The sequence below is a fragment of the Actinomadura sp. GC306 genome, assembly GCF_004348665.1.
GTDB lineage: Bacteria > Actinomycetota > Actinomycetes > Streptosporangiales > Streptosporangiaceae > Spirillospora.
The window spans coordinates 1-5,657 of sequence record NZ_SMKM01000363.1 but is presented as its reverse complement, the minus strand read 5'-3'; the positions used below and the strand labels follow the sequence as shown (position 1 = coordinate 5,657).

General features: G+C 72.6%; 5 protein-coding genes and 1 pseudogene. 2 read left to right on the top strand and 4 right to left on the bottom strand.

All coding sequences use genetic code 11. The features are described 5' to 3' along the window. Window positions 1–732 (top strand): helix-hairpin-helix domain-containing protein (locus E1200_RS30710; RefSeq protein ID WP_347813251.1); only part of this gene is annotated, 732 nt, incomplete at its 5' end. 30 nt (window positions 733–762) lie between these two features. Here the strand turns inward: E1200_RS30710 and E1200_RS30705 are convergent. The 4 genes and pseudogenes from E1200_RS30705 to E1200_RS30690 all read right to left on the bottom strand — a co-directional run bounded on the left by E1200_RS30705 (window position 763) and on the right by E1200_RS30690 (window position 3,858). Beyond that, on the bottom strand, window positions 763–1,716 hold the full coding sequence (locus E1200_RS30705) for a complex I subunit 1 family protein (RefSeq protein ID WP_131955708.1): 954 nt from the start codon (window positions 1,714–1,716) through the stop codon (window positions 763–765). Next, the gene (locus E1200_RS30700) at window positions 1,709–2,281 is read right to left on the bottom strand and encodes an NADH-quinone oxidoreductase subunit C (protein ID WP_131955706.1); all 573 of its coding nucleotides are present in this window, start codon (window positions 2,279–2,281) and stop codon (window positions 1,709–1,711) included. Before E1200_RS30700 ends, E1200_RS30705 begins: the two co-directional genes overlap by 8 nt. A 659-nt stretch (window positions 2,282–2,940) precedes the next feature. Continuing rightward, window positions 2,941–3,384 (bottom strand): annotated as a pseudogene (locus tag E1200_RS35060) (NADH-quinone oxidoreductase subunit B family protein); the annotation flags it as partial. Between the two features lie 102 nt (window positions 3,385–3,486). Continuing rightward, window positions 3,487–3,858 (bottom strand): NADH-quinone oxidoreductase subunit A, encoded by a 372-nt coding sequence (locus E1200_RS30690; RefSeq protein WP_131955702.1) that lies wholly within the window; start codon window positions 3,856–3,858, stop codon window positions 3,487–3,489. A gap of 362 nt (window positions 3,859–4,220) precedes the next feature. Between E1200_RS30690 and E1200_RS30685 the strand changes: the two genes are divergently transcribed. Next, window positions 4,221–5,297 (top strand): hypothetical protein, encoded by a 1,077-nt coding sequence (locus E1200_RS30685; RefSeq protein WP_243708973.1) that lies wholly within the window; start codon window positions 4,221–4,223, stop codon window positions 5,295–5,297. Window positions 5,298–5,657 lie beyond the last annotated feature (360 nt).

Genomic DNA, 5,657 nt, shown 5'->3' with positions numbered 1-5,657 from the left:
CCCGTCTGGCGTCCGCTGCCCTTCCCGGGGCCGCCGGTCCCGCCCGTCCCGCCGCTCCATCCGCAGATGCCTCCGCCGCGCCCGCCCGCTCAGGCGCCGTACCAGGACACCGTGCGCAGCGTCGTATGGGCGTGCGTGCCGCTCATGACCTTCGGCTACGGAACGCCGTTCTCGTTCTGGTACGCGGCCGTGCGGCGCAGGTCGTGGGGCCTCGGCGCCGCCGCCGCCGGGTACGGCGCCGGCCTGGCCACGGTCATGGTCCTGCTGGCGACCGACAACCCGGTGCTCGCCGTCGTCGGCGCGTTCCTCTGGATGCTGCTGTGGGTCGCGGGCGCCGGGCACGCGTTCGCCGTGCGGTCGTCGGTCTTCCCCCGCGGCATCCCGCACGACCGGCGCAACCAGCACGCCATCGAGGTCGCCAAGTACCGCCGCTCGCTGCGCGACCAGGCCCGCGCGCTCGCCGCCGAGGACCCGGCGCTCGCCCGCGAACTGCGGATCGGCCGCCCCGACGCGCCCCGCACCTACGACGACGGCGGCCTCGTGGACGTCAACAGCGCCCCGCCGGAGATCATCGCCGCGCTGCCCGGCATGACCCCCGAGCTGGTGGAGCGCGTCGTCCGGCGCCGGGAGGAGCAGGGCGGCTTCATGTCCGCCGAGGAGATGGCCGTGGACGCCGACATCCCGCCCGACGTCCTCCCCCAGATGGCCGACTACACGATCTTCCTGCGGTGAGGCGCGGCGCCCGGCCGCAGCGGCCCCGCCTCAGAGGGCGACCTTGAGGACGCCCGTCAGCGCGAGCTGCGCCAGCGAGAGCGGCACGAGCCACGCCCAGGCGAGTTTCTGCAGCTGGTCCTCGCGCATGCGCGGGTAGCTCACCCGGAGCCAGATCACGCAGAACGCCAGCGCGGCGACCTTCAGCAGCGTCCAGAGCCAGCCGAGCTCGGTGTCGAGGAACGGGCCCTTCCAGCCGCCGAGGAACAGCACGGTCGTCAGCGCGCAGAGCACCACGATCCCGGCGTACTCCGCCAGCAGGAACAGCGCGAACCGCAGCCCGCCGTACTCGGTGTACGGGCCGAAGATGATCTCCGAGTCGGCGACCGGCATGTCGAACGGCGGACGCCGCAGCTCGGCCAGGCCCGCGATGAAGAACACCACGCCGCCGACCGCCTGCCACGGCAGCCACCACCAGCGCCACTCCTCCACGATGCCGGTCAGCGACAGCGTCCCCGCGGCCATCGCCACCGACGACGCCGCGAACACCATCGGCAGCTCGTAGGACATCAGCTGGGCGGCGACGCGCATCCCGCCGAGCAGCGAGTACTTGTTCGCGCTCGCCCAGCCCGCCATGATCGCGCCGATCACGCCGACGCCCATCACGGCGAGCGCGAAGAAGACTCCGGGGCCGAGGTCTAGCGCGACCTGACCGTCCGGGCCGACCGGGATCACCAGCAGGACGAGCAGGTACGGGACGAGCGCGACCGCGGGAGCGAGCTTGAACACCCACCGGTCGGCGTCGCGCGGGACGACGTCCTCCTTCTGCGCGAACTTCACGCCGTCGGCGACGAGCTGCGCCCAGCCGTGGAAGGCGCCCGCGTACATGGGGCCGAGCCTGCCCTGCATGTGCGCCATGATCTTGTGCTCGGCCTGCCCCACCAGGAGCGGAAGGATCGCGAACGCGGCGGCGACCAGGGCCAGCTTGACGACGATCTCAAGCATCGGGCCCCCAGTCGTCCGGCACGCCGGGCGGTCGGACGCGGCGGCGGCTCGGCGCGCCGTGCCCCGATTCGCCCGGCTCCTTGGCGCCCGGCCACGCCTTCGCGACGCGGGAGGCGAGCACAAAGTCCTTGCGGAGCGGATACCCCTCGAAGCCGTCCGGGAGGAGCAGCGGGACGAGGTTCGGGTGGCCCTCGAAGAGGATGCCGAACATCTCCGCCGTCTCGCGCTCGTGCCACTCCGCCCCGCGGTAGACGCCGGTGGCGGTCGCCAGCACCGGCGCCCGGCGCGGGACGCGGGTGCGGACGAGGAGGTGGTGGCGGTGTTCGAGCGAGTACACGTGGACGACGACGGCGAAGCCCTCGTCCAGCTCGTCGACCCCGGTCAGCCAGTCGAAGAAGCCGCAGGACAGGTCGTCGCGGGCGAACGTCAGCGCGTCGATCCAGTACTCGGGCGGCACCCCGACGGCGAGGCCGCCGGACGTCTCCTCGGTGCTGATCTCGTCGCCGAAACGGGCGGTCCAGGCGCCGGTGAGGTCCGGGCCGCCGCCGGACGGTCCGGCGGTCACCGCTCGCGCCCGATCTGGTCGTCGTGCCCGTCGTCGTACCGGTCGTCGTACCCGTCGTCCTCGGCCAGGCCGGGGATGATCGACGGATCGTGCTCCGACCTGTCCCGGACGCGCCGTCCGGGCCGCTGCTTCGCCGCGGGCGGGTCTTCGACGACGGGGACGGGACGGGTCTCGTCCTCCGGGTGCGCGGGCGGCTCCTCAACGGGCGGGACGGGCAGCGTCGCGTCGGCCGGCCCCGGCGGCTCCTCCACCACGGGCACCGGACGCGTCTCATCCTCCGGGTGCGCGGGCGGCTCCTCAACGGGCGGGACGGGCAGCGTCGCATCGGCCGGCCCCGGTGGCTCCTCGGCCACGGGGACCGGGCGGGTCTCGTCGTCCTCGGGACGGGTCGGCGGGGCGGCGGGTTCGGGCTGGTCGCCGAGGTGCTGGACGGGCACGGTCGCGTCCTCCGGACCTGCCTCCGGCTCCGGCGCGGGCTCGCCGGTCTCGCCGGTCTCGCCGGTCTCGTCCGCGAGGACGTTCCAGTGCCCGAACGACTCCTCCTCGTCCAGGTCGGCCGGGGGCGGCGGCTGGAGGGGCCGGCGCAGCACCGTCGCCTCCAGCGGGCGCGGCGGAGGCGGCGGGCTCATCGGCTCGGCGCCGCCGTAGCGCTCGCCGAGCGACTCGGCCGCGATCTTCTCCTGGAGATGGACGATGCCGTGCAGCAGCGCCTCGGGACGCGGCGGGCAGCCGGGGACGTACACGTCCACCGGGACGATCTGGTCCACGCCCTTGGTGACGCAGTACGAGTCCCAGTACGGCCCGCCGCAGTTGGAGCACGCGCCGAACGAGATGACGTACTTCGGCTCGGGCATCTGCTCGTACAGGCGGCGGATCGCGGGCGCCATCTTGTCGGTGACCGTGCCGGAGACGACCATGAGGTCGGCCTGCCGGGGGCCGGGCGCGAACGGGATGACGCCGAGCCGGATGAAGTCGTGCCGGGCCATCGACGTCGCGATGAACTCGATCGCGCAGCAGGCCAGGCCGAAGTTGAAGACCCACAGCGAGTAGCGGCGGCCCCAGTTGAGCACGAACTTGATCGGCTTCGGCGCCAGCCGCGACAGCGGCCCGACGCTCGGCGGCGGTAGATCGACAGTGCCCACGGGAGCATTGTTACAGTCCCGCGGGACACGGTCACAGGGCCGGAGCCGGGATCGTCCCCGGTTTCAGACCCAGGACAGGACGCCCTTCTTCGCCGCGTACGCGAGCCCGGTGGCGAGGAACCCGAGGAAGACGAACATCTCCCCCAGCGTCGTCGCGCCGTACCCGGGCTCGGCGAAGATCGTGGCCCAGGGGAAGAGGAACACCGCGTCCACGGCGAACACGACGTACAGGTAGGCGAAGACGTAGTAGCGCACGTGCGAGTGGGCCCAGCCCTCGCCGACGGGGTCGACGCCGCACTCGTACGTCGTCAGTTTTTCGGCCGTGGGACGGTTCGGACGCAGCGCACGGTTCGCGGCGAGCCCGCCGGCGACGATTCCCGCGCCGACGAGCAGCAGGACGAGCACGACGACATATGTGTCGAAATAGTTATGCACCAAGTCCTCCTCGCGTGCGTCTGATCCAGTATCCCCGAGACGGCGTCACGGGAGTGTGACCATGTGCCGCCGCCCCGGAGGGTCACAGTGTCATGGTTTTGCTGCACACTAGGTACGCATTGAGGTCGATTGACCTGGAAGGACGTGACCAGATGAGCAACCCCCCGCCTCCACCGGGATGGGAGTCTCCGGGCGGCGCATCCTGGCCGCCTCCCCCGCCGCCCGCGGGTCCGGGCGGCCAGGGTCCCGGTGGACCCGGCTCGCCCCCGGGCGGACCGGGCGCTCCGCCGCCGCCACCGCCCGGTGGTTTCGGCGGTTCCGGAACCCCGCCCCCCTTCTTCCCGCCGCCGCCGGGCGCCCCCATGGGCCCCGGCATGCCGCCGCCCAAGCGCGGCGGGGGCGGGATCGCGATCGCCGCGATCCTCGGCGGCGGCCTCGTCGTGCTGCTGCTCATCGGGGTCATCGTGATCGTGGCCACCGCCAGCGGGGGCAAGTCTCCCGAGGAGAAGCTCACGGCCGCGGCGAGCAACATGTCCCGCGCGGAGGCCGTCGAGCTCGACGGCACCTTCGGCGGCGCCGGGACGCTGCGCGGCGAGCTGAACGTCACCAAGGGCGGCCGCGCGACCGGGCCGGTCACCTGGAACGGCTCGCGGGTCACGCTGCTCGCGGCCGACGGCAAGCTCTTCGTGAAGGCCGGCAAGTCGTACTGGGAGCGGGAGATCTCCGGCGACGAGCCGTTCTACCTCAAGAGCGGCGAGCAGTGGGGCCGCATGGACCACGACGAGCTGAACATCGACTTCAAGTCGCAGCTGTCGCCGACCGCGCTCGCGAGCCGGATCCGCTCGGCCCGGACGTCCAGCGTCAAGCCGATCGAGACGCGCTGGCAGGGCAAGAAGGCCCTGAAGTTCAGCACGTTCGCGTCCACGATCTACATCACCGACGACGACGACGCCGAGCTGCTGCGCTACGAGGCGACGACCCCCCGCGTCCGCGTGGACGTCACCCCGAAGAGCTCCAGCGAGGCGTCCTCGGTCATCTCCGGCATGCGGACGAGCATGGGCGAGCTGAAGGACTCCTTCAACGCGTCCGCCCAGCCGCGGGTCGCCGAGTGGAAGAAGGGCGGCTGCAACAGCTCGTCCGGCTGCACCGTCGAAGCCAAGATCAACCCGCCGTACGACGCGGAGACGCCCGTCACCATCGACGTGCGGTTCCGCCTCACCGCCGGCTCGCTGACCGGCCGGGACCTCGGCAACTGCACCGCGACCATCACGATCACGAGCTCCAGCCCGCAGTGGGCGAGCTGCCGCGTCTCCAGCGGCGCCTGGGCGAGCTGGGCCAAGAGCACCGGCGGCACCTTCTACAAGCACGCCGACTACAAGGTGATCGGCGCCACCTCCGAGGAGGTCCAGGCACTGCAGAACGGGCTCGACAGCGAGTGAGGCCGCAGGTGAGGCGCCCCGGGCGCTGACCCGCCGCCTCCGGCCGCCCGGCGGCGCTTCCCCGAACCAGGGGGAAGCGCCGCCGGGCCCCTTTATGCTTCTGGGAACGCCCCAAAAGGGGTTCGCCGGGCCGTCGAACGTCCGCGACCCCGTCGGCACCCTCTGGAGGACACCCGCAGATCCTTGCTTCGTCCCTGACGGTCCGGGGCCGACCCCCGGCCCCCGAAGTGAGCAGAGTGAGCCAGAGTGAGCCCTGATCAGGACGACCCGTCACCGACGTCCTCCTCCACCCCGTCTCCCGCGGACACCCCCGCCCCCGGGCCCACCCGGAAACCCGTCCGGCCGGACGTGGTCGTGGCG